Source organism: Nostoc sp. DSM 114159 (assembly GCF_053470285.1).
On record NZ_JBPFEH010000001.1, the window covers coordinates 145,040 to 168,680 of the forward strand.

The following is a 23,641-nucleotide window of genomic DNA, read 5'->3' on the forward strand; positions in this document are numbered from 1 at the left end:
AGTGCTACATCTCTACATTTGCCTATTAACTCCGCAAAGAGCTTACATTCATATCGTCGTTCAATCTGCGAATCAAACGGGATAACTCACGAATGATATTCACCGCAATTTCGGGAGTTTCTTCGATCGCATCATATAGTTGCTCTTGCGTCAGTTCTAAAAATTCACAAGGTTCTAGAGTCGTGGCAGTGGCAGATCGAGGTTGAGTATCGAATACTGCCATCTCACCAAAATATTTTCCCTGTTCCACCTCTGCCAACTGTTTATTCCCAATGTGAACTTTAACTCGACCGGAGACGACAATATAGAGCGATCGCCCTTCTTCTCCTTGTCGAAAGATGGTGTAATTAGCTGGGAATGACAATTCGTTCATCACTGAAGTGAGCCGCACAATAAAATCATCCCGCAATTCCTTAAAAATCGGGACTCGCCGGACAAATAATAAACGGTCAACACTGGTTAGCATAATTACAAGTTAAAAATTCAACATTACTGAACATCTCAAAACTGAAGTCAGAGGGCGATTAGTCATATTACCGATGTTGAATGCTAGCCGTCAAGGATATCCGAGCCTTTATCATCTGACAAGGGTTCTCTTCAATCAGAGCGATTGCATAGAAGTTTCTCAAACAATAGCTCAGTATTCAATACTACTCGTTTTGTGCATTTTGAACTCAGATTTAGTTTAGGGAAAAGGTTATACCATTTTAGATTTTGGATTTTGGATTGGGAATTGCCTTGGTACGTCTGGCTTGATGTGAATCCATCTGTCGCAATCATTTTTCAAATTGGTATTAGAGGTTTTTCTTTCCGTTTTTCTCTCATGAGTGTCAATGGGTACAAAGCCCGAAACATCTAGTAATTTTGTCAATCACTTTTATTTATCATTTTAAAAAACAAGAGTATTTGCTCTTATTTGGCTGCAAGCCATAATATTGACTTCATGAGCTCCCAAGGTACCTTGCTGAGAAAAAAATCACCAATTTGATTGGAGGCAATGCCTCTAAAAATTGGGTCATTGGCTGATAAATAACGAATATCGCTCGGTTGTCGTTAGAAAAACAGTCACAAAATCTCCTAACCTGCCCTCACATCGAGAAGCAGAGAGGATTAAGACAAACAGCATTAGAATTACTGTGAGCAACAATTATGGCTTGGCTAATTAGTACATTATTGATTGGAATTTCTGCCGCTTTTGCAACTACCTTTGATGACAACTTATATTTGACAGCTTTTTTCGGGAAAGTCAATCGTAATTTTCGTCCTAAGCATATTGTTATCGGTGAATTCCTGGGATTTACTACCTTAGTGTTTGCTAGTCTCCCTGGTTTCTTTGGCGGTCTGATTATTCCAACCACCTGGATTGGTTTGCTAGGTTTGCTTCCCGTCGTCATTGGTATCAGTAATCTCATCAGTCGCGAAGAGGAAGGAGAGACAGTGCAAGCGGTGTCAGTTGACTTAAACTCTCCGGTAAAATCTGGACGCCAGAAGAAATCACTATTAGCAACCATCCGCGATCCTCAAACTTACCGTGTTTCTGCTGTCACCATTGCCAATGGAGGAAATAACATTGGAATTTATGTACCGTTATTTGCTAGTAGCAATCTTCCAAGTTTGGGCGTAATTCTGTGTGTTTGTTATTGCAGTGTTGGGATGTGGTGTTTACTCTCTTACAACTTGACTCGTAATCCTCTGATGACTCCCGTTTTAACTCGCTATGGTCGCAAAATCTTCCCCTTTATCTTAATTTACTTGGGACTGTCTATCTTAATTAAAAGTGAAACATATCGTCTTTTACCTAGTCTGGCAATGCTTGGGAATTAGGTATCAGGCGATCGCTTCCCCTTGAGTGGACGCTCCACGCGATCGCAATTCTTGATGATGTCAGCAAACAAATCAGCGATCGTTTCCCATCCAAAAAGATTTTTTAATCACTTGAATTTATCAATATGAATAACAATAATATTTGCTCTTATCATTCAACTTATCTAAAGTGAGAATAAAGCACATTATCGATGGCTCTTATAAAAGCAAGCCCACCAATAGGAATCAGATTATGAAGTTCCCAATGAATCAATCCAACTCTAAAAAATTAACTCAGTGGCTCGTAAAAGCAGTGTTTCTGGTAGTTGTAGCGGGATTTACTTTACTTATCCAGCCCAGCGCTAGAGCACAAACACTAGCTCCATCCATACCTACGGAATCTGAACTAGCTCCAGTTGAATCACCAATGGAGCCTGTAACAGCACCAGCTGTATCACCAATGGAGCCTGTAACACCACCAGTAATATCTCCGATTGTACCGCCAATAGTGTCTGTAGCAGATAACGTTAGACATTTATTACAAACCAATGAATGTGTCGGTTGTAACCTTGCTGGAGCAATCTTAAAGGATGTAAACCTGCAAGCAGCAAACTTGGAAGGTGCTAACTTACAAAATGCAGACTTAGAAAGAGCTAACTTGCAGCAAACAAACTTACAAGGGGCTAACTTTCAAGGAGCAGATTTAGGCAAGGTAAACCTTTGGGGAGCAAACCTGGCGGGAGCAAACCTATTTGATGCAGACTTAGAGAAAGCCAACCTACTGGGAGCAAACCTGCAAACCGCTAACCTACAAAACGCAGACTTTGAGAAGACAAATCTGACAAATGCAAACATCCAGGGAGCTAACCTGATGGGCGTTGATTTGGAAGATGCAATCAGACCGGAAGGATTTGCGATTCGGTAATTAAACTGAAGTTCTCCGTGCGAGTTGAATAAAAAATATCAAAAGCCTGATTCAGCAATGAATACAGGCTTTAATTAATTCGTAATTCGTAATAAATAGACTTCTTGGCATTTGTAGGGAATTGGGTTTGGGGGAAAGGGAAAAGGATTAACAATTCAAAATTTAAAACTTGTACTGAGCTTGTCGAAGTATTCAAAATTCAAAATTAAAGACATTTCAGACGGGGATTTAAACCCTTGAACTTACGATAAAAAACCTTTCCCCTTTAACCTTTCCCCTTTTCCCGCCTCTTGCAAAAGTTACTTTTGCAAGAGGTCTAATGTAGATGCAAAGGGGCTTGCCGTTGGTTAGTACAGAGACGCAGAGAACGCAGAGAGAGGAGAAATAGAGAGGATGTTTAAAAAGTTTTTTTGGTAACATCAAACCCTTTTCTCAGAAGGAAAGAGGTTTCGAGAGGGCTTTCTAGGATATTTTGTGACTTTTCAAACATTCTCTGAATGGCAAAATATTTTCAGTCAATTAATTCCAGTAATTCTTTTGTTTTCAAATCGGCTGCTACAGGTTGAGAACATGCAATCTGAGGAGAAATAGAGCAAATTGCCTCTGTGGTTGTTTCAAAACAATTTGACAACCCAATTGTATTTAACAATCCTGTACGTTCTAGTAGTTGTTGGACTTCAGGTTGTAAACCTGTGAGAATTAAGCGGCAATTGTGCCGTTCCAAGTCATGATAAATATCTTCTAAGGCTACTAATCCAGTTGTGTCCATATTTGGTACAAATCGCAACCGCAGAATTAAATATTTCACTTCTGGTTCATCGCGGAGGAAAGTAGCAAACCGTTCAGCAGCACCAAAAAATACAGGGCCATCTACCCGATAAACGGCAATTTCTTTACCTAATTCCAAAGGAGTACCGGGGGGAAATACTTCGGTTTCAGGTATTTTGGCTAGGCTCAATTCGCTCATCCGTTTGATGAACAAGGCTCCGGCTGCAATCAATCCCACTTCGACAGCGAGAACTAAGTCAAACAATATTGTCACTAGCCAGGTGAGAATCATTACAGCAAAATCTGAGTAGGTAGCACGCATTAATAAACCAATGGCTTCCCACTCAACCATCCGCAGGCTAACTACCATCAGAATCCCAGCCAGTGCTGCTAAAGGTATCTGTGCTGCTAGGGGTGCTAAAGTTAAAACGATGATGGCTAAGGCAACACCGTGAATTACCCCAGAGAGTCGGGTTTTGCCGCCAGAACGGACATTCACAGCAGTTCGAGCGATCGCACCTGTGGCAGGAATACCACCAAAAAATGGCACAATCATATTAGCCAAACCTTGACCAATTAATTCGCGATCGCTATTATGTTTCTCGCTGACTGTCATCCCATCAGCCACCACCGCCGATAGTAAAGATTCAATACTTCCCAGTGCAGCTAAAGCCAAAGCCGGATTAATTAGTTCCCGAATCAGGCTAAAATCATTCCAGTGGGGAATACCTTGAGGCATCGGTAAAGATTGAGGAATCGTGCCTATTGTTGGTACATTCAGATGGAAAGCAGAAGCGATCGCTGTTGCTAACACCAGTCCTACTAAAGAACCTGGTATTGTTGTATTAATCCTCGGCCACAAAAGATTGGTGGCAATCACTACAACTGCCAAGGCAACTGCTGCCCAATTTAAAGCTTCTACATGAGTTAGACTTTGCCAAAGTCCCGGTAAAAAATGTTCGCTACGCGGTAATTTTAAACCAAAGAAATTATTTAACTGACCACAAAAAATAATCACGGCAATACCATTAGTAAAACCTGCCGTTACCGGATAAGGAATAAACTTTACTAACTGTCCAAGTTTGGCAACCCCCAAGGCAATTTGGATAATTCCAGCCATCACCCCAGCAATCCAAACTTTCTCTAGCCCGTACTTGGCGACAATTCCCACCAAAACTACAGCCATTGCACCTGTTGGGCCTGTAATCTGTACTGACGAACCACCAAAAATTGCGGCGACAATTCCCGCCACAATCGCGGTGTAAAGTCCCGCCTTTGGTTCCACACCACTGGCTACCGCAAAGGCTAAAGCTAAAGGCAATGCTACCACTGCTGCTGTTAGTCCTCCCGTAAAGTCGCCACGCAGTCCACCAAACAAGCGATTCAGACGTAAAAGCTGTGGTTCTTTGAAGATATTAGATGTTGCCATATCGTCATTTTCAATTCTTATACACAATTTGTTGAAGCACACACAAATGTTATTCCATCTTTTCGGTAGATTTCATCAGGGTTGTCGAAAATCCCGCAATTGTGTATGGGTTTTGGTTCAAGTTCGCCTATTTGCTGATTAATAAAAGCGCAGGTTTGCTTGACATATTGGGTATAGTGTGTAATGCATGGTGTGCGATCGCTACCTAAAGTCTCAGTTACAGAGATACCTTAATCGAAACACAGGCGAATTTAAGATCGGGATGCAAAGCATACAAGCACGGTCGAGATCATTAGTCGAGAAAGCTATAATTTGCTTGGAGTAAAGGTGATGTATCCTTATGCTGACGCTTGAGCAAATTGAGTCTGCGATTCTTCAACTGCCACCCAACGAGTATGAAAAGCTCATTCAATGGTTTGCTGATTTAGACAATCAACGGTGGGATGAACAATTGGAGAAAGACATTGCTGATGGCAAACTGGAAGCTTTTGCACAAGAAGCGATTGCTGAGTTCGAGGCAGGGAACTATCGAACAATTTGATGCATTACACAACTCGTCGATTTTGGGAACGTTACAATGTTCTGCCTGAAGAGGTTCAGCAAATAGCCGATCTGTGTTACGAACTACTCAAGTCTGATCCCTCCCATCCATCATTGCATTTTAAGAAGGTTGGTAAATACTGGTCAGTCCGCGCAGGGCGAAACTATAGGGCATTGGGTGTAGAAGTTAAGGATGGTATTTTGTGGTTTTGGATCGGGACTCACGCAGAGTACAACAAGCTTATTGATATGTAGTTACAGCGATCCGCTTATTTGGTAATGAATGCGTAAAATAATCATATTTTTAAACACAGAGGGACTTCAAGTAAACGCAAAGTAACGCAGAGTTTTGCCTAATTTATTTCGCTAAGAATTAATTAAATATTGTACTGAGACTTTCCTGAAGTAGCATTAAAAGCAAAAGTCAAGGCTTAAGTAATTTTTACGAGGACGCAACAGTATTAATCAGTCTACGCTCTGAGTCATAAGCCTACTCAGATAAATTTATGGGACTTTACGACCAAAATCAATTATCACAGGATGCGCTACGAAAATTACGCGAAGGAGCAAGCCACTCCAGAGTAGCCCAAGAAATTGCTCAACAAGACTATGCAAAAGCTCAAGCCGAAGCTGATAAATGGGAACAAGAATATCAGCTTGCTGTGCAAGGAAGTAATCAGGATTTAATTAGTCAAGCAAAATTTCAAAAGGAACGATATCAAGCAATTGCTGGTAGGCTAAAAACCTTGGTAAAGGAGCAACAAATACAAGTAGATGCAATTCAAAGTAGTTTGGCATCTTGGGATCAAAAGGTTTCAGAAGCAGAGAAAGAAGTATTATGCAGCAAGCCTCAAATAAATGGTAGTATTAGCGATTTTGAGTCTATAAAAAATAAATTTTTAGAGATACAACCTTATGCACAAGAGGTTTCACACGTATTCATCAATTCTGAAGATGTTGATGAAGAATTACAGCAACTTAAGAAACAAATGTTGCTGCCACGTAAACCTCAAAATATTGCTATAGATAAAAAAGACAGTAAAGTAATTTTATTAGAAGCTATTGGTGAAACAAAAGAAGCGATACAAAGTGCTATCTTGAATCAAGAATGCATTCAAGAAATTTATGAAAAAGCTCAAGAAGAAGCTAAATATTGGAAGGATAAAGCTTATATAGCTCTTAAAAATCATGATGATAATCTAGCCCTTGAAGCCATACTCAGTAAAATAGTTCACAGTAAAATTGTGCTTACTCTTCAAACTCAGCTTCAGCAGCACGAAGCAACAGTAATTCTACTTGGAAAAAACCTGATTGCCCTAGAAAATTTCAAGAAAACATTAGGCAATGACACAAAACTCTAAAACAGGCGCAGCATTTATTGCAGGCGGAACTATAACAGGTGTTGGTGTTTCCGCAACTGTAGGCGGGATGGGACTAGCAGGCGGATTTGGCGCTGTTGGAATTGGTGCAACTCCTGTAGTCGGTGCTGGCGCTGTGGCTGGTGCAGCTGCTTATGGCGCTTTTAAAGCCATAGCACAGGGAGATGCAGCTGCCTTCGCTACAATGGGAATTGGCGCAGTCGGCAGTGCTGGTGTTTATAGCGTCGTCGGTGGTATGGGTTTAGTTGCACCGAAAGTAGGGCTAGCATTTGGGATTGGTGCAGCACCGATGGCAGGAATTGGTGCAGTAGTCGGACTCGCCGCCTATGGTATTGCCAAACTTTTAGATGAATCGGAAATTAGCGAAACTCCAGCACAGCTTTTTGCGCGGATGGAAGAGAAAGTTTTACAGATGGGCTACTATTCCGAAGCAGTGATGGAATTAGAAGCATTTTTATCGGGTGACGATCTCAACCAAAAATTTGCTGTTTTGGAAATTGAAGATGAGTTACAAGCACTTAAGACTGAATTAAAGAAAAAATCAGAATTTGCTACGCCTAAAGCTTCTACTCCCAATATTGAAGCAGAAAAAATATCTCCGACAACCCAGCTACCTGAAACTTGGAAATGTTTACGCACACTCAAAGGACACTTAGCGGCAGTTAATGCGATCGCAATCAGTCCTGATGGTACTACCTTAATTAGTGGCAGTGATGACAGACAAGTTAATTTGTGGAACTTGAAAACCGGAAAATGGCTGTACACATTCTCTGGACAAGCAGAGGCAGTTTTATCTGTTGCGATCAGTCCTGATGGACAGCAGATTGCAAGTGGTAGTGTCGATCGCAAAATCAGCAGTTGGCAGATAGACACAAAAAAATTTCTCCAGACATTCTTTTATTTAAACTCTGCTTATAGTCATAATGGTTTTGTTAACTCGATTGCCTACAGTCCGGATGGGGCAATTCTTGCTAGTGGTGCTGCCGATAAGACGATTAGAATTTGGGGACGCTACACGGGAACAGTAAAACGCACTTTGAATGGACACTCAGACGCAGTTTTGTCTGTCACCATGAGTCCCGATGGTAAAATCCTTGCAAGTGGTAGCGCCGATAAAACTATTAGGCTTTGGGATGTCAAAACTTGGGAACAACGCTATATTCTCACTGAACATTTGGGAGCGGTGAATACAGTTGCTATCAGTCCTAATAGTCAAACTCTTATTAGTGGTAGCACAGACACTACAATTAAGCTGTGGAATCTCCAAACTGGAGAATTAATTTCTACTTTGACTGGACACTCAACGGCGGTTTTGTCTGTTGCCATCAGCCCCGATGGAAAAACCCTCGCCAGTGCCAGCAGAGACGGTACAATCAAACTTTGGAAGCTCCCCACTAGGGAACTACTACAAAATCTTTTTGGGTGTAATCCCGTTGCTTTCAGCCCTGATGCTAAAACGCTGGTAAGTGGCGGTAATGGCGGAAGCATCAAGATTTGGAGTCAATTTACTCTCGACTCTGAATTATCTGGGGAATGGTGGGAAGTCTTGGGCGTAAATCAGAGCGATCGCCCCAATGTTGTTAAACTTGCCTACCGTCGATTAGCAAGATTGTATCATCCTGATGTTAATAGTTCTACAATTGCCAAAGCCTCAATGCAAGCAATTAATCGAGCTTATAAAGAATTTCAGCAGCAGGTAACATAAAGTTAGTAGTTTATCGATGCTAATCAAAATATGAATAATATCTGAGGAAATAGTCTTATGGTTCAAAATTTAGTCGAAGCCATAAATTTTGAAGAATTTGTCGAATGGAAACCGGAGAATGGCAGATATGAATTACATAAAAGAATAATAGTTTAAATGCAGCCGACAGGGGAACATGAGTTAGTCAGAGCATTTCTAATTAGAGAACTCAATTTTGAAATTCGGGGATTTAATCTAGCTTATTCGATTCCTGCTCAAGCATTAATCAAATCTGTCGATCAAAAATTTGGTTATATTCCAGATGTGCTGGTATTGAATATCCCTAACTTAATTAATGAACCACTTTGGAAAAAATCATCAACAGTTACTCAAGCCGCATCAATTCCATTGGTAGTAGAAGTTGTGAGTACAAATTGGCGAGATGATTACTTTCTCAAATTCGCTGAATATGTTCGCGTAGCGTCTCGTAAAGCCTGCGGCATAGCTACGCTAGGGCGCAGCCTCTCGTAGAGAAGAGAAGAAATTGGGATTTCAGAATATTGGATTGTTGACTATGCTGCTCTTGGTGGAAAACGGTTTATCGGCAATCCCAAGCAACCGACAATATCAGTTTATACATTAGTGGAAGGCGAGTACCAAGTAACTCAGTTTTGTGGTAACGATCGCATTCAATCACCAACTTTAACTGAGCTAAATCTAACTGCCGAACAAGTGTTTAAGGCTGCTTCGGGAGAACAGTAAAGAACATCACTTTGCTAATACTCCGTACTTATATACTTGCTACATACCCATCTATTGTGAGTGGTCTTTCGACTCAGTACTCTTCATTGTTTTTAGCCATACTTCCATAAACTCCCAGTTTCATCTGTCAGTAGGGTAAGATATTTAACCCTTGAGAAGTATTGACATATTAAAATTTTCTAGCCTTCATCTTGCATATTCAGAAAAAACGTTATAAATTATTAGATAATAGGGGAATAATCGACTTCTTAATGTCAAAAACTAATCTTGCTCAAGTAAATATACTGCAACCAGTTTTAACTTCACACAACTCATAAACAGCACTAAAGATATGTTTTTGTTTGGTAAAGCAAAGATTCTGAACAGACAACAGAACAATAAATAATCTAAAAGTATATCTTATGTGACTGTTTTTAGGAATTATCTTACTATTTGCGGTGGAAAACAACAGCTATAATTCACCAAAACAGTAATAGATTACAAGCAATTAACTAACAATAAAGTTGCAAAAAGGTCAGTAATTTTATTCCTTGTTAGTTGATTATTTTTTGCTCAATTATTTTTGCTATTCAAAGAATATTTTTTGTTATGCTGAGAAGAGCAAAAATAATAAATGAAGACCATCTACCACAAATTCACAATACTTATGGAGTTATTTTGGCAATGCACTTAAACGAATTGGAAACTACTGAAAATTTAAAAGAAGTGGAAGAAGCATGGCTAGCACTAGAAAAATCAATTCTCTATTATCAAGGTCGCCCTGTTGGGACAGTAGCCGCTTATGATGTTTCTGTAGAGGCACTCAATTACGATCAGTGCTTTATTCGAGATTTTGTCTCTTCAGCTCTAATTTTTCTGATTAAAGGTAGAACAGATATTGTTCGTAATTTCTTAGAAGAAACTTTAAAGTTACAGCCTAAAGAAAGGGCATTAGATGCTTATAAGCCAGGAAGAGGATTAATCCCGGCTAGCTTTAAAGTGGTATCAGAAAATGGGCAAGAATATTTAGAAGCCGACTTTGGCGAACATGCGATCGCTAGAGTTACACCTGTAGATTCTTGCCTATGGTGGATTATTTTATTGCGCGCTTATATAGTCTCCACAAATGATTTTTCTCTCGCCTATCAACCTGAATTCCAAAATGGTATCAGGTTAATCATGGAAATCTGTTTGGCGAATCGTTTTGATATGTACCCAACGCTATTGGTTCCAGATGGCGCTTGTATGATTGACCGTCGTATGGGCATTTATGGGCATCCTTTAGAATTACAAGTCCTCTTTTACACGGCATTGCGTGCATCTCGCGAACTACTAATTTGTCAAGGTAATTCTGATATTGTTGAAGCCATTGATAACCGTTTGCCTCTTTTATGCGCTCATATTCGCCAGCATTATTGGATAGATATTAATCGTCTGAACGCAATTTATCGCTTCAAAAGTGAAGAATATGGCAAAGCTGCTGTTAATCTATTCAACATATATGTAGATTCTGTTCCTTATTATGAATTGGACAAGTGGCTACCAAGAAAAGGTGGTTATCTAGCAGGTAATGTTGGCCCGTCGCAGCTAGATACTCGCTTCTTTTCACTGGGAAATTTAATGGCAATCATTTCAGACTTAGCCACCGAAGAACAGTCACAAGCAATTATGACTCTGATTGAGGAACGCTGGGATGATTTGGTGGGAGATATGCCAATGAAAATTTGTTTCCCAGCTTTGGAACATGAAGAATACAGAATTGTAACTGGATGTGACCCCAAAAATATCCCCTGGTCTTATCATAATGCTGGTAGTTGGCCAGTTTTAATGTGGATGTTGGCAGCGGCGGCTGTAAAAACTAATAGAACAAATCTCGCACAAAAGGCGATTGAAACTGCCCAAGGACGCCTCAGTACAGATGAATGGCCAGAGTATTACGATGGCAAAAAAGGGCGACTGATTGGAAAACAAGCTAGGAAATATCAAACTTGGACAATCACTGGGTTCTTATTAGCAAAAGAACTGATAGCAGACCCCACTTCTTTACCATTAATCAGCTTTGGAAAATTGCCAGCAGAACAGGTTTCTAGAGCGTGTGAGTTTGAAATTGCCAGTGTAGATCCGTATATGTCTTGACGGGAAGTTAAAAGTTACGAGTTGGGAGTTAGGAGTTAGGAGTTGGGAGTTAGGAGTTGGGAGTTAGAATACAAAAGCCTCCTGACTCCTGAATCGTGTTTTCATGACAAACCCCCGTCAATTAGCTTTTATCGCCCTACGAGATGTTCATAAGGGGGCTTATGCTGATGTTGCCCTAGATAGAGTGCTGCAAAAAGTTAATTTGCCTGATTGCGATCGCCGCTTGGTGACAGAATTGGTTTATGGGAGCGTCAGAAGGCAGCGCACCCTCGATACTCTCATCGATCGACTCGCTAAAAAGAAATCTCATCAACAACCACCAGACCTCCGCACCATCTTACATCTGGGCTTTTATCAACTGCGTTATCAAGAGCGTATTCCTGCTTCAGCTGCTGTTAATACCACAGTCCAACTCGCGAAAGAAAACGGTTTTTCTGGACTGGCGGGTTTTGTTAACGGTTTATTACGACAATACATCCGCCTTGCAGAGAAGATAAAGGGCGATCCGTTACAGCTTCCAGAAAATCCAGTAGAATTCTCTGACTTTTCACCGGATCTGCAAAACCTCTCTCCAAACCTCTCCCCTACAAGGGGAGAGGCTTTGAATTCTCCCCCTTCCCTAGTAGAGAAGGGAGAGGCTTTGAATTCTCCCCCTTCCCTACTAGGGAAGGGGGCTGGGGGGTTAGGTTTCGCGTTAATTCCAAAGAATGTGAAAAGTCAGGTGGAACGCTTGGGTATTTTACACAGTTTTCCTGACTGGATTGTTCAAGTTTGGTTAGAACAACTGGGTTTAACTGAGACAGAACAACTGTGTGAATGGATGAACCAATCACCAACAATTGACTTACGCATCAACCCACTTCGCACTTCCATCGAAGAAGTTGAGGCGGCTTTGCAATCTGCTGGTGTTTTGGTGAGACGGATTCCTCATTTACCCCAAGCTTTACGATTTATTGGTAATACCGGGTCAATTCAAAAACTACCGGGTTTTAAAGAAGGTTGGTGGACTGTACAAGATGCTAGCGCTCAATTGGTAAGTCATTTGCTCGACCCCCAACCAGGTGAGGTAGTAATTGATGCTTGTGCTGCACCAGGGGGGAAAACAACCCACATTGCTGAATTAATGGCAGATAAAGGTAAAATTTGGGCTTGCGATCGCACTGCTTCTCGTCTTCGCAAACTCCAAGAAAATTCTCAACGGCTAAATTTACAATCTATTCAAATTTACACTGGCGACAGCCGCCACTTCAAGCAATTTCAAAACACCGCAGACCGCGTATTACTTGATGCTCCATGTTCTGGTTTGGGAACTATGCACCGTCATGCTGATGCGCGTTGGCGACAGACACCAGAATCAGTCCGAGAACTTTCGCTGCTGCAACGAGAATTGTTGACACATACATCAACTTTTGTCAAACCTGATGGTGTATTAGTTTATGCCACCTGTACATTGCATCCGGCAGAAAATGAACAAGTGATTTCGGCATTTTTAGCTGATTCACCTGATTGGCAAATTGAGTCTCCTATTGGCGTTGAGTTACCTGATTCTACCGATATTACGCCTCAAGGTTGGTTTAAACTTTGGCCCCATCGACAGGACATAGATGGTTTTTTTATGGTGCGCTTAAGAAAAACCAATAATTCCGAGTGAATACTGTTTAGGATTGTACGATTTGGTGGAGGCCTGAATCTACCAGAGGAGGCAGCAATGGTTTCCCCTTCCAATGTGAAAAACTTAGTTAAAATCCTGATTGGAGCTGCCTGGATCGATGGCAGAATCCAGCCAGAAGAACGGCAATATCTCCGCGAAATAGCTCAAGCCAAAGGTTTAGCTAACGACCCAGAAATTAAGCCTTGGCTGTACGAATTAGTTCCTGTGCAGCCAAAAGAATGCTATGACTGGGTGCGGGAGTATCTAGGCGATCGCCCCAGTCTTGAAGATTGCGAAAATCTGATTGAAGCCATCAGTGGCTTAATTTATAGCGATGGTGAAGTTGCCGTCGAAGAAGCCAGACTCCTGACGCAATTGCAGGATATAGCGAAGCCGAATGAGTCAAATCAACCAGCTCCGACTGCGCTTCTCAAACAAATTCAAAAGCTTTACCGCCGTTGGGTTGAAGTCCAAAACTAACATCGAGTTATAAGTTAATCCAAGAGGAGGCGGTGAATTATCTCACTGCCTTTTTGTGTAAGACGCGATAAATCGCGTCTCTACATGAGGGTTTTGGGGTTATCTGAACTGTGTTGGCTTAAATCCACGTTGTTGAAGATGCTACTTTTAGACATTCTTTAAGAAACTGCTGGGGAATTTCTCTACTTTCTCCCCAATGCTGATGAACATAAGAAGCATGAATATTTGCAGGTAAACCCCATCCTTCGCATCCCATATTTTCGTCACAATCGTAGCGGGAAGTTTCAAATAGGGGTTGAGTGGGAGTTAAGGTTAAATGGGAACGATGAAACTCATGTCCGTAAACAATTGTATTTGCCTTAACTAACAAATTATCTTGCAAAGCGACAGCACGACGATAACCCAAAGTTAAACGTCCACCCATCACAGCAGATGTTGGTAGCACTCCCGCCATTGACCAAGATTTACCTTCAAAATCGATAATTTGCTCGCACAAATACATTAATCCTCCGCATTCGGCGATTGTAGGTATTCCTTTGAGTATTGCCGTTTTCACTGCATCACGAACGCCAGAATTTTCTGCTAATTGCTGGGCAAAAACTTCCGGGAAACCACCGCCAAAATACATTCCCTGGATATCTTTTGGTATACCAGCATCTTCTAAAGGACTCCAGAAAACCAATTCTGCACCAAGTTGTTGCAGCAAATCGAGATTGTCTTGGTAGTAAAAATTAAAAGCGCGATCGCGGGCTACTGCAATCCTAACTGGGAATGAGGCAGATAAGCAAGATGAAGCAAAACCAGAAAGGGGTTCTGATTTTAACAAAGGTAATAAGCGTTGCCAGTCAAAGCAAGTATCTCCTAAATCGGCGAGGCGAGCGATTAAAGCATTGAGTTCGGGAAGTTCGGCTGTGGGTACTAAACCCAAATGGCGATCGGGAATTGTGATATTATCTTGACGGCGCATTACGCCGAGAATGGGTAATTGTAAGGGTTCTAGGGAATCTTTGAGCAAACAGAGATGGCGATCGCTCCCAACGCGATTTAATACCACCCCAGCTATTTTAATTCGGGAATCAAAAGATCGATAGCCGTGCGCGATCGCAGCTACAGAACCAGATAAACGACTGCAATCAATGACCAACACCACAGGTAAATCTAACAGCCGTGCGATGTGTGCGGTACTCGCAAAATCAGTGGGGGATTGGGCATGGGGCATTGAGCATTGGGCATGATTATTCTCCTTGTCCCCTTGTCCCCTTGTCCCCTTGTCCCCTTGTCCCCTTGTCCCCTTGTCCCCTTGTCCCCTTGTCCCCTTGTCCCCTTGTCCCCTTGTCCCCTTGTTTCCCTTGTTTCCCTTGTCCCGATGCCCAATTCCATCAAACAACCCCATTACCCCTTCCACGAGGGCATATTCACTCAGTTGGCTATGACGAGCAAAACATTGCTGAACGTAGGCTTCAGAAGTCAATACTGGGTCTAAATTGCGACAAGCACGACCAGTTACGTGTTGATGAAACATCGGATCGATGTAGTCTGGCCCCACCTTAAAAGATTGTACCGAGCGATCGCGACGGCGTAAAGATGCTAAAAGGGTGAGCGTGACTGTTGTCTTACCCACCCCACTACGTTCCCCAGCAATGACTAAAGCCATAAATGAAACAAATTAGGTTTTTATACAGCAACTATTTTGACTATTGGCTGTGCATCTATCGTCGCTTTATGCAAAAGCAGATGCACCAGTTTCTCCAACCAGCTAACTCAAACTTATACCAATTAGAAACTAGAAAACTACCCAATTAGGGGAGTTAGGTTGAAAACGTCTGTTTAATAATACAGTTGGAGATTAGCCGAGATCGGATAATAATCAGCTAGCAAAAGAGGAAAGTTTTATGATAATTGTGCATCATCTTAACAACTCGCGATCGCAGCGGGTGCTGTGGCTGCTTGAAGAATTAGGTATCGAATACGACATCAAATTCTATGAACGCGATGCCAAAACGATGATGGCACCGGAGTCGCTACGCCAAGTCCATCCCCTCGGCAAATCACCAGTAATCACAGATGCAGACTTGACGCTTGCTGAATCGGGTGCAATTATCGAATACCTAGTCGATCGCTACGGTAATAATCGGTTAGTGCCAGCATCCGGTACGCCAGAGTATCTGCGCTACAAGTATTGGCTGCATTACGCCGAAGGTTCTGCAATGCCACTGTTGGTGATGCGGCTGATATTGAACAATTTCGGGGCAGGCGACAGCAGCGCGGTTAGCGGATTCGTCGCGCCCCAGATCAAACTTCACTTTGACTACATAGAAGACGAACTCCGTAAAAATACGTGGTTTGTAGGCAATGAATTTACCGCCGCCGATATCCAAATGAGCTTTCCCCTAGAAGTAATCGCTGCACTCCCCGAAGAGGTCGAGAACCGGCCAAAGCTGAAAGAATTTGTCGAGCGCATTCATGAACGACCTGCTTACAAACGCGCCTTGGAGCGTGGAGGTAAATACGAGTTATCCTTTCAATAGACTTCTTGCATAAATCCCTCTCCCAAGCAAGGCTACGGTGTACACAAAAGTCTTCTAAAGCTTTCCCACGTCTTGAGCTGTAATGTTAATGCATCGACCTGCTATGCCAATGCATTGACCTGTTATGCCAATGCATTGACCTGTTATGCCAATGCATTGACCTGTTATGCCAATGCATTGACCTGTTATGTTAATACATCGACTTGTTATGTTAATGCATCGACCTGCTATGCCAATGCATCGACTTGCTATGCCAATGCATCGACTTGCAAAGCATTAGCCCACCCTAAGTTACACCTGACTTTTCACATTATGTGGAAAAGCTAACGATTGACCTAACCCCCTAACCCCCTTCCCTGCGAGGGAAGGGGGAAAATTCAAAGTGTCTCTCCTAAAAGGAAGAGAGAAATAGAAGAGAGGTTTTCCAGATACCGTGAAAAGTCAGAAGTTACACAGCAACTCTAAAAGACTTATGTGTACAGCGTAGCCCAAGCTTGGGAGAAAGTTGGAACAATACGGTTCGGTTAAGATTTTGTGATAAAAATTATGGCTCGCCAAAGACGCGATACGCCGTCAAGACAAAAGATTAATTATTGTAGAGACGGCGATTCATCGCGTCTCTTGCCGTAACCGAACAGTATTGATTTAACACCAAGGAAAATAGAAAAACCCTCCAGATTATTGAAATATCCAAAAATCTGAAGAGTTTGTGTTTGATTTTCGCAATTTTGGTAACTTTTATTGTTTCCAGGCGCAACTAACTATTTGTTTCCAATTTGAAAATATTCGCACTCACTCCCAGACTTTCTTCAAAAAGTGACTCGCGACCCCAGCGTTGTACCTGCTGACTCAGCAATGCTTCCGCCTTTTGTTCAGAAAGTGAAGTCACCTGTTGAAACAGACCAGCAGATTGAGCGCCGCCGTGGGTTTCCATCCGCATACAACCACCAGTTTCCGAGCAAATTACAGTACCACAGTCTGCCTTTGGATTGGTCGAACTGAGGCGCAAAGCAATCAAGTCGCCAGCAATTTCACCCACATCAGCAAGGGGAACACCCGCTAATTCAGTTTCTACTTGGCGTTGGTCTTGGGCAATAAAGTTAATGCGAGTGATGTCATAATCTCCGGTTTCCTTTTTATAGGAAACTGGCTGCCATCCTAGACGACTTGCCAACCAACCCAAAAACAGCAGTGCTTGTGCGGGGTTGCCTTTTTCGTAATCAATAGTTACTCGGTCAACTTCCCCAAGGGCGGCCCGACGATGAGGTGAGTCGTAAGCTTCAGCTGTCAATTCCTGCCATGCTGATAGGCGACGCCAGTTGAGGTCAGCCAAAGGAACCCCACTTTCCACCAATTCTTGGAGGCGGAGTAAGTCACTTTCTGGCTCGTTAAAGCGGCAAGAATCCACAATCACATTATTGCAAACGGCTGCCAACCGCTTGAATAGAGCGTTATTGGGGTCTGGTGTTGCTTTCCACCAGAGAAACTTTGGTAAGCCGCCAATCAACAATGCTGGAAGCATACCACCGATGCGTTCTAAGGCAGCAGCAGTTCCACTGAGAGTGATGTATTCGCAGCAAATTAGTGTGCTTGACGATTGCTTTTGGATTGGGCAATAGGCAGAAACCTGAGCCTTAACCCCTTCATCTTCGCCAGTAATGGGAAATAGCGCGATGATGCGGCAGGGGTTGCGGAGGGCGATTTCATCAGCAATTCTGGGGCTTGGGGCATTTAAACTTAAGCTGGGAAGTTCAATAGAACCATTGTCTCCCGTAGCACCGTTTCCTTGACGTTTGATGAATTCTTCTCTCAAGATAGCCAGAGTTTCAGGTGTTGCTGTTCCCGTATCGGGCAAGGCATATTTTGTCTGCACTTGCCGTAAGGCAGCTACCATCTGAGGCCCTAAAATCCCGTCAAGCGGGCCGTTGTAAAATCCCAAAGTAGCCAAAAGATATTGGGTTTCTTCGGGTTCGTAAACCACTAAAGTAAATGTTGTGGCGCGGGTGGCAGCAGGAAGCCCACCGTCCTCGCCAGTAATACCGTAACTTTGCCAAATTTGATGAAGTTCCGCTTCTATTTCGTTAAGCGAAATATCTTTTGGCGCCTGAAGTGAATAAATTGTAGAAGCTTGGGGAGCCATAGGAAATTGTAGATTTTGGATTTTGGATTTTGGATTTAAGATTTGAGATTTTGGATTTTGGATTAAGAACTAGTAATTTGGTAATTAGTAATAGTTTTTCATATTCCCTATTATCTATTTCCGATTTTGCCGTCCCCAATCTAAAATCTAAAATCTAAAATCTAAAATTGTTAGAGTCTGCGCCAGCGGCGGCCATCCTGGTTAATTAAGAATTCTGCTTCTGTTGGTTCCCAGGTTCCAGCTTCATACTGGGGAATAGTATTGGCGTCGGCGGGTGCATCCCAAACGGAAAGGGCTGGCGTTACGACCTGCCAAGCGGCTTCTACTTCATCCGCGCGGGTGAACAATGTTTGATCGCCCATCATACAATCAAGGAATAAGCGATCGTAGGCATCAGATGTGGCTTGGATGCCAAAGGAACCATAACTAAAGTCCATGTCAACGGAACGGGTACGGAATTCTGCCCCTGGCATTTTCACATCAAAACGCAGGGAAATACCTTCATTCGGCTGAATCCGCATCGTCAAAATATTGGCGTTTGTCTGTTGGGCAGCAGATTGGAACATCCGAGACGGAACTTCGCGGAAGTGAATCGAAATCTCACTGACTTTTTTCGGCATCCGCTTTCCGGTACGCAAGTAGAAAGGAACACCTTTCCAGCGCCAGTTATCTACCAAAAACTTCATAGCGACATAAGTCGGTGTGGTGGAGTTGGGATTAACGCCTGGTTCTGTCCGATACCCTGGCACTTCTTGGCCCTTCATCCAGCCAGCACTATACTGACCGCGTACTGCTGACCGCGACAGATTGTGAACATCAGCTAAACGAGTAGCTTGAAGTACCTTCACTTTTTCTGTGCGAATGCTGTCAGCATCCATTGCATTGGGTGCTTCCATCGCCGTTAGACAGTAAAGTTGCATTAAATGGTTTTGCAACATATCCCGTAGTGCGCCGGCGCTTTCATAGTAACCAGCCCGGTCTTCCACTCCCACGGTTTCTGCCACGGTAATTTGCACGTGGTCAACAAATTGACGATTCCACAACGGCTCAAAAATCGCATTGGCAAAGCGAAACACCAGCAAATTCTGGACTGTTTCTTTACCCAAGTAATGGTCAATGCGGTATACTTGGTTTTCTTTACAAAATTTCTGTACCACTTGGTTAAGACTCTGGGCAGAAGCCAAGTCTCGACCAAAGGGTTTTTCAATTACTAGACGATGTTTGTAGGCATCTTCTAGCATCCCGGCGCTTCCTAGCTGCTTAATCGCTTCAGGGAAGAATGAAGGGGCAACCGAGAGGTAGAACATGCGATTACCTCGCGTGCCCCGTTTTTCGTCTAATTCAGTCAATAAGTTTTTCAGTTTCTGGTAGCCTTCGGGGTTGTCTATATCCCCAGGGCTATAGAACAGACCTTGAGAGAAATCTTGCCAGAGTTCCCCTAAATCAACATCAGGATGTGCTTCTTCCATCCCCTTTTGCATTTGTTCGCGGAAGTACTCATGGCTCCATTCTCGACGTGCCACACCAACAATGGTCGTTTCTGGGGGAATACGCCGTTCTCGCCGCAATTTGAAAAGTGCTGGTACTAGTTTGCGCCAAGTGAGGTCACCGGAAGCGCCAAAGATAACTATAATTTGGGGTTCGGGCATCCCTTGTTGTTGCAGACCAACGCGCAAGGGATTTTCTAGCAGACTAACCATAGAAGTTTTGGATTTTAGATTGGGTACTAGGATTGGCGAAAGGGAAAGGGGGAAAGGGGAAGGTGGGGCCCCCTCTGAGGATAAGGGGCAGGGGGAAAGGGGAAGAACTATACCTTTACCCTTTACCCTTTAACCTTTTCCCCTCTTCTGTTCCCTACACTGGTGACAATACCTTGATCTTGTCTTCTAAAGAGTTCATCAAGGACTGGAAGGGCTTGATAAACTTGTCAATACCATCGACTAACAGTTCATCCATGACGTTATCGAGATCGATGTTGATGTCGGGATCTTTGAGGTTTTCGATCAGCGTGTAAGCATTATCTAAATCTGTTTCTAAGCGATCGCCTACGTTACAATGATCGGCACAAGCTTTAATGGTCGCTGGTGGTACGGTGTTGACGGTATCATGGCCAATCAACTCTTCGATATACATCACGTCTCTGTAGTTGGGGTCTTTGGTGCTGGTGCTAGCCCAAAGTAGCCGTTGTTGTGTAGCTCCTTTTGCTGCCAACTCTTGCCAACGCTCGCTTCTAATGATTTTCTTGTATTCTTGATACGCAATCTTAGCGTTAGCGATCGCTACTTTTCCTTTAACAGCTTTTAGCTTTGCTTCCACGGAAATATCATCAACGCCTTTTTTCAACTTAGCATCAATTTTGCCGTCAATGTTGCTATCGATCCGGCTGAGGAAGAAGCTAGCGACTGAAGCAATTTTACTGATGTCTTTACCTTCAGCCACTCGTTTCTCTAAGCCCCGAATATAAGCCATTGCTGTGTTTACATAGCTTTCTACAGAAAACAGCAGCGTAATATTAACATTCATCCCTTCGGATATTACCTGTTCTACTGCTGGCAAACCATGTTCTGTACCAGGAATTTTAATCATCAGATTTTCCCGACCGATTTCTTGAAAATAGCGCCGGGCTTCGGTTATGGTTGCTTCAGTATCATGGGCAATGGTTGGCGGTACTTCAATACTCACATAACCATCTAATCTATTCGAGGCTTCATAAACAGGGCGTAAAATATCACAGGCATTACGGATATCTGCAAAAACCAGGGATTCGTAAATTTTGTCTATGGGTAAGTTAGCTCGAACTCCGGCTTCGATATCGGCATCATAAATAACGTTACCAGCGATCGCTTTTTCAAAGATCGCTGGGTTAGAAGTAATCCCAGAGATTCCTTGATTTTCAACCATGTCTTTGAGTTCACCTGATTGAATAATGTCACGGGTCAAATTATCCATCCAGATACTTTGACCGTATTGGTTAATTTCTAGTAGATGATTGGTAGTCATAGCTAGTTTATTTCACTCCTGTATAGTGATGTTTCTAAGTGAAGTTGGCAAAACGCATTGATACTTACTTTTGAATTGTGGCGTTGCCAATCACTTATTGCATCGGCCAGCTGAGATAATCTTTAATTGATCTTCAAAAAGCGCTACATTGCATCCCTAATCCTAAATCACCATGATTAACTTTTAATTAATGCCAGATGAGAGTACAGCACAGCCTAAATGAACCCCTGATAAAACCTCTAAAACCCTTACGTAACAGTAATTACGAATTACGAATTACGAACTTGTACTGAGCGTAGCCGAAGTATTACGAATTATCTTCTAGTGTCCGTTTTGAATAAAAGACTCCACCTTAGCTACATCCTCTTTGCTACCAATAATTAAAGGCGTGCGCTGATGCAGTTTTTTTGGCACCACATCCAAGATATTTACCAATCCTGTAGTAGCACGGCCGCCTGCTTGCTCAATCAAAAAGGCGAGAGGAGCCGTTTCATAAAGCAAGCGTAATTTTCCTTCAGGATTTTGAATTGTGCCTGGGTAGAGAAACACGCCGCCTTGAACCAAAATTCTATGGATGTCGCTCACCATTGCGCCGCTATAACGAGCGCTGTAGCCTTCTGTGCGATGAACGTAGCGAATGTATTCTCGAATTGATTCTTCCCACTGCCAGAAGTTACCTTCGTTGACGCTGTAAACAGACCCGTGGTTAGGAATGCGAATATTTTCTTCTGTGAGAATAAACTCTCCTAAACTGGGATCGAGAACAAAGGAATGAACCCCCTTACCTATAGTATAAACCAGCATCGTGCAGGGTCCATATAGGATGTATCCGGCAGCGAGTTGCTTGCGTCCGTTGGCGAGTAGGTCAGTTGCTTTACCATCGCTGTCAGTTCCTTCTTGTTGGCGAATGGCGAAAATGGAACCTAAGCTGAGATTATTATCAGTGTTGGATGAGCCATCAATTGGGTCATACAGCAGGGTATAGCGGCCAATGGGACAATTTTCTGGGATGTAGTAAGGATTTTCCATTTCCTCAGAAGCGAGGCGACAAACTAAGCCGCTTTGCTTAAACACTGAGATAAATACATCATTGGCATAAACATCCATCTTTTTGACGGATTCGCCTTGGACATTAACTTCTCCAGTAAATCCCAGAACGCCTTCCATTAAACCAGCGCGACTCATGCGACGAGCTACCAGTTTTCCGGCCAGGGCGATGCGATTCATCAGCGCACTTAAATCTTGTGCATCTGGCGAAAAACTCTGAAGTTGTTGGAGGACGTGACGCGATAAAGTTGTACAGTCACGATCTAAAGCTCTGTCTGTAGCATCGTAGGCAGATAAGTCTAAAGATTCCGGCGCTTTAGTCATTTTTGTGTTCTCCGCAGCAACTACCTGTTAATTGGGTTTTAGTCATCTGTAGCAACTTATAGTTGCTGCTTCTATCTTAGAAAGGTAATTTGATAACTTAGATGCGACTTTAGATAAACTAAAGAAATGAATCTTCACTGACCCCTGCACTTAGCCCGCATTTCTCACAAGCTCAAGGCGTTTGATGGAGGAGAAAAGAAGTAATGAGTAATGAGTAATGAGTAATGAGTAAAAACTTCTTACTTCTTGACCGGAAGAGGCAGGGGGGAAGGGAGCAGGGAGCAGGGGGAGCAAGCCCTTTCCCCAAACGCGAGTGCGGAGCGGAACACGGGTACAAGCCCCGTCATAAAGGACGCTTATGCGGGGCGGAGTCCAAGCTCTGTCCCGTTCTTCCCCCTTGCCCCCTGCCCCCTGCCCCTTTTCCTCTTTTTGACGAGTTACTTCTCCCCGGCACTTGCACAGGCTTTAAGAGGTGTGGTGAGAAATCCGGGTAAAAACGTGGAATTGAAGTAAGGAGGCCTTGTGTCGAGATGCGTAGCAGGAGACACAATTTTTTTTATACTAGTGGGCAATAACCCATAACTAAAGTTTTTGTTAGTACTTTTTTCCTTTTGCCTTCTGCTTTCTTTGTAAAATCCCCACATTTGCGGCAGGGACTATAGGCTGACTCTGAAATATTAAGGGACTTCCAAATAAAAAAACATACAATTTTTCTTGTGGGGTGGACATCTTGTCCGCCCATAACCAAGGGCGCTCGTGTCGCCCACCCCACAAGATTGGATAATTTATTTCTTGGTAATCTCTAATGCCCAAGGCAAGCAATCTGCCTGGTTAACTAAGTACAACTTTGCGTAAAAGCGTAGCGTTTTTAATGCAAGCCAATGCATTCACAATGCAAGCCAATGCATTCACAATGCAAGCCGATGCATTCACAATGCAAGCCGATGCATTCACAATGCAAGTCGATGCATTCACAATGCAAGTCGATGCATTCACAATGCAAGCCGATGCATTCACATTGTCGTGTATTGCCAATTTAATTTGGTACGAATTAATGAAATGCTGT

17 protein-coding genes and 1 pseudogene are annotated in these 23,641 nt (G+C 42.9%); 11 read left to right on the forward strand and 7 right to left on the reverse strand.

Annotated elements, in window-relative coordinates; all coding sequences use genetic code 11:
• Positions 1–25 precede the first annotated feature (25 nt).
• Entirely contained in the window at positions 26–466 is a 441-nt protein-coding gene (locus tag ACR5KR_RS00580; RefSeq protein WP_322696418.1) for a Crp/Fnr family transcriptional regulator, read from the reverse strand.
• 683 nt (positions 467–1,149) lie between these two features.
• Between ACR5KR_RS00580 and ACR5KR_RS00585 the strand changes: the two genes are divergently transcribed.
• The gene (locus tag ACR5KR_RS00585) at positions 1,150–1,824 is read left to right on the forward strand and encodes a cadmium resistance transporter (RefSeq protein ID WP_448265065.1); all 675 of its coding nucleotides are present in this window, start codon (positions 1,150–1,152) and stop codon (positions 1,822–1,824) included.
• A 244-nt stretch (positions 1,825–2,068) separates the two neighbouring features.
• Positions 2,069–2,728, forward strand: a complete 660-nt coding sequence (locus tag ACR5KR_RS00590; protein ID WP_448270034.1) for a pentapeptide repeat-containing protein — start codon at positions 2,069–2,071, stop codon at positions 2,726–2,728.
• Between the two features lie 511 nt (positions 2,729–3,239).
• Here the strand turns inward: ACR5KR_RS00590 and ACR5KR_RS00595 are convergent.
• Complete coding sequence (locus ACR5KR_RS00595) at positions 3,240–4,925, reverse strand: SulP family inorganic anion transporter (RefSeq protein WP_448265067.1); 1,686 nt, start codon at positions 4,923–4,925, stop codon at positions 3,240–3,242.
• A gap of 340 nt (positions 4,926–5,265) precedes the next feature.
• Between ACR5KR_RS00595 and ACR5KR_RS00600 the strand changes: the two genes are divergently transcribed.
• The 8 genes and pseudogenes from ACR5KR_RS00600 (at position 5,266) to ACR5KR_RS00635 (ending at position 13,536) form a co-directional block, all read left to right on the forward strand.
• Positions 5,266–5,466 carry a hypothetical protein gene (locus ACR5KR_RS00600; protein ID WP_448265068.1) on the forward strand — a complete coding sequence of 67 codons (201 nt, stop codon included), beginning with the start codon at positions 5,266–5,268 and terminating at the stop codon, positions 5,464–5,466.
• On the forward strand, positions 5,466–5,720 hold the full coding sequence (locus tag ACR5KR_RS00605; RefSeq protein ID WP_448265069.1) for a ParE family toxin-like protein: 255 nt from the start codon (positions 5,466–5,468) through the stop codon (positions 5,718–5,720). The genes ACR5KR_RS00600 and ACR5KR_RS00605 overlap by 1 nt, the downstream gene beginning before the upstream one ends.
• 251 nt (positions 5,721–5,971) lie before the next feature.
• A complete protein-coding gene (locus tag ACR5KR_RS00610) occupies positions 5,972–6,826 on the forward strand; it encodes a PspA/IM30 family protein (protein WP_448265070.1) in 855 nt (284 codons plus the stop codon).
• Positions 6,810–8,549, forward strand: coding sequence for a DnaJ domain-containing protein (locus ACR5KR_RS00615; RefSeq protein WP_448265071.1), 1,740 nt, complete (start codon positions 6,810–6,812; stop codon positions 8,547–8,549). Before ACR5KR_RS00610 ends, ACR5KR_RS00615 begins: the two co-directional genes overlap by 17 nt.
• A 57-nt stretch (positions 8,550–8,606) precedes the next feature.
• Positions 8,607–9,290: pseudogene (locus ACR5KR_RS00620) on the forward strand (Uma2 family endonuclease).
• 663 nt (positions 9,291–9,953) lie between these two features.
• A complete protein-coding gene (locus ACR5KR_RS00625; protein ID WP_448270036.1) occupies positions 9,954–11,405 on the forward strand; it encodes a glycoside hydrolase 100 family protein in 1,452 nt (483 codons plus the stop codon).
• 103 nt (positions 11,406–11,508) lie between these two features.
• Positions 11,509–13,056, forward strand: coding sequence for a 16S rRNA (cytosine(967)-C(5))-methyltransferase RsmB (gene rsmB / locus ACR5KR_RS00630; RefSeq protein ID WP_448265072.1), 1,548 nt, complete (start codon positions 11,509–11,511; stop codon positions 13,054–13,056).
• Between the two features lie 57 nt (positions 13,057–13,113).
• The gene (locus tag ACR5KR_RS00635; protein ID WP_289797368.1) at positions 13,114–13,536 is read left to right on the forward strand and encodes a tellurite resistance TerB family protein; all 423 of its coding nucleotides are present in this window, start codon (positions 13,114–13,116) and stop codon (positions 13,534–13,536) included.
• A 118-nt stretch (positions 13,537–13,654) separates the two neighbouring features.
• On the opposite strand, the gene ACR5KR_RS00640 is transcribed toward ACR5KR_RS00635, so the two are convergent.
• On the reverse strand, positions 13,655–15,190 hold the full coding sequence (locus ACR5KR_RS00640) for a cobyrinate a,c-diamide synthase (protein ID WP_448265073.1): 1,536 nt from the start codon (positions 15,188–15,190) through the stop codon (positions 13,655–13,657).
• A 238-nt stretch (positions 15,191–15,428) separates the two neighbouring features.
• Here ACR5KR_RS00640 and ACR5KR_RS00645 point away from each other — a divergent pair, with 238 nt between their 5' ends.
• Positions 15,429–16,064: a glutathione S-transferase family protein gene (locus tag ACR5KR_RS00645; RefSeq protein ID WP_448265074.1), complete on the forward strand. Its 636-nt coding sequence runs from the start codon at positions 15,429–15,431 to the stop codon at positions 16,062–16,064.
• Between the two features lie 757 nt (positions 16,065–16,821).
• On the opposite strand, the gene opcA is transcribed toward ACR5KR_RS00645, so the two are convergent.
• From opcA to fbp, 4 genes are all read right to left on the reverse strand, one after another.
• Positions 16,822–18,204 carry a glucose-6-phosphate dehydrogenase assembly protein OpcA gene (opcA, locus tag ACR5KR_RS00650; protein WP_445628211.1) on the reverse strand — a complete coding sequence of 461 codons (1,383 nt, stop codon included), beginning with the start codon at positions 18,202–18,204 and terminating at the stop codon, positions 16,822–16,824.
• Positions 18,205–18,374: 170 nt separating this feature from the next.
• Entirely contained in the window at positions 18,375–19,904 is a 1,530-nt protein-coding gene (gene zwf, locus ACR5KR_RS00655) for a glucose-6-phosphate dehydrogenase (protein WP_445628210.1), read from the reverse strand.
• Positions 19,905–20,058: 154 nt separating this feature from the next.
• Positions 20,059–21,204: a transaldolase gene (tal, locus tag ACR5KR_RS00660; RefSeq protein ID WP_448265075.1), complete on the reverse strand. Its 1,146-nt coding sequence runs from the start codon at positions 21,202–21,204 to the stop codon at positions 20,059–20,061.
• A gap of 321 nt (positions 21,205–21,525) precedes the next feature.
• Positions 21,526–22,575 (reverse strand): class 1 fructose-bisphosphatase, encoded by a 1,050-nt coding sequence (fbp, locus tag ACR5KR_RS00665; protein ID WP_194043026.1) that lies wholly within the window; start codon positions 22,573–22,575, stop codon positions 21,526–21,528.
• Between the last annotated feature and the right edge of the window lie 1,066 nt (positions 22,576–23,641).

Excerpts from the sequence above, each read along its gene's own strand:
- ACR5KR_RS00580 (WP_322696418.1), bottom strand. The coding sequence starts at position 466 with ATGCTAACCAGTGTTGACCGTTTATTATTTGTCCGGCGAGTCCCGATT.
- ACR5KR_RS00585 (WP_448265065.1), top strand. The coding sequence starts at position 1,150 with ATGGCTTGGCTAATTAGTACATTATTGATTGGAATTTCTGCCGCTTTT.
- ACR5KR_RS00590 (WP_448270034.1), top strand. The coding sequence starts at position 2,069 with ATGAATCAATCCAACTCTAAAAAATTAACTCAGTGGCTCGTAAAAGCA.
- ACR5KR_RS00595 (WP_448265067.1), bottom strand. The coding sequence starts at position 4,925 with ATGGCAACATCTAATATCTTCAAAGAACCACAGCTTTTACGTCTGAAT.
- ACR5KR_RS00600 (WP_448265068.1), top strand. The coding sequence starts at position 5,266 with ATGCTGACGCTTGAGCAAATTGAGTCTGCGATTCTTCAACTGCCACCC.
- ACR5KR_RS00605 (WP_448265069.1), top strand. The coding sequence starts at position 5,466 with ATGCATTACACAACTCGTCGATTTTGGGAACGTTACAATGTTCTGCCT.
- ACR5KR_RS00610 (WP_448265070.1), top strand. The coding sequence starts at position 5,972 with ATGGGACTTTACGACCAAAATCAATTATCACAGGATGCGCTACGAAAA.
- ACR5KR_RS00615 (WP_448265071.1), top strand. The coding sequence starts at position 6,810 with ATGACACAAAACTCTAAAACAGGCGCAGCATTTATTGCAGGCGGAACT.
- ACR5KR_RS00625 (WP_448270036.1), top strand. The coding sequence starts at position 9,954 with ATGCACTTAAACGAATTGGAAACTACTGAAAATTTAAAAGAAGTGGAA.
- rsmB (WP_448265072.1), top strand. The coding sequence starts at position 11,509 with ATGACAAACCCCCGTCAATTAGCTTTTATCGCCCTACGAGATGTTCAT.
- ACR5KR_RS00635 (WP_289797368.1), top strand. The coding sequence starts at position 13,114 with ATGGTTTCCCCTTCCAATGTGAAAAACTTAGTTAAAATCCTGATTGGA.
- ACR5KR_RS00640 (WP_448265073.1), bottom strand. The coding sequence starts at position 15,190 with ATGGCTTTAGTCATTGCTGGGGAACGTAGTGGGGTGGGTAAGACAACA.
- ACR5KR_RS00645 (WP_448265074.1), top strand. The coding sequence starts at position 15,429 with ATGATAATTGTGCATCATCTTAACAACTCGCGATCGCAGCGGGTGCTG.
- opcA (WP_445628211.1), bottom strand. The coding sequence starts at position 18,204 with ATGGCTCCCCAAGCTTCTACAATTTATTCACTTCAGGCGCCAAAAGAT.
- zwf (WP_445628210.1), bottom strand. The coding sequence starts at position 19,904 with ATGGTTAGTCTGCTAGAAAATCCCTTGCGCGTTGGTCTGCAACAACAA.
- tal (WP_448265075.1), bottom strand. The coding sequence starts at position 21,204 with ATGACTACCAATCATCTACTAGAAATTAACCAATACGGTCAAAGTATC.
- fbp (WP_194043026.1), bottom strand. The coding sequence starts at position 22,575 with ATGACTAAAGCGCCGGAATCTTTAGACTTATCTGCCTACGATGCTACA.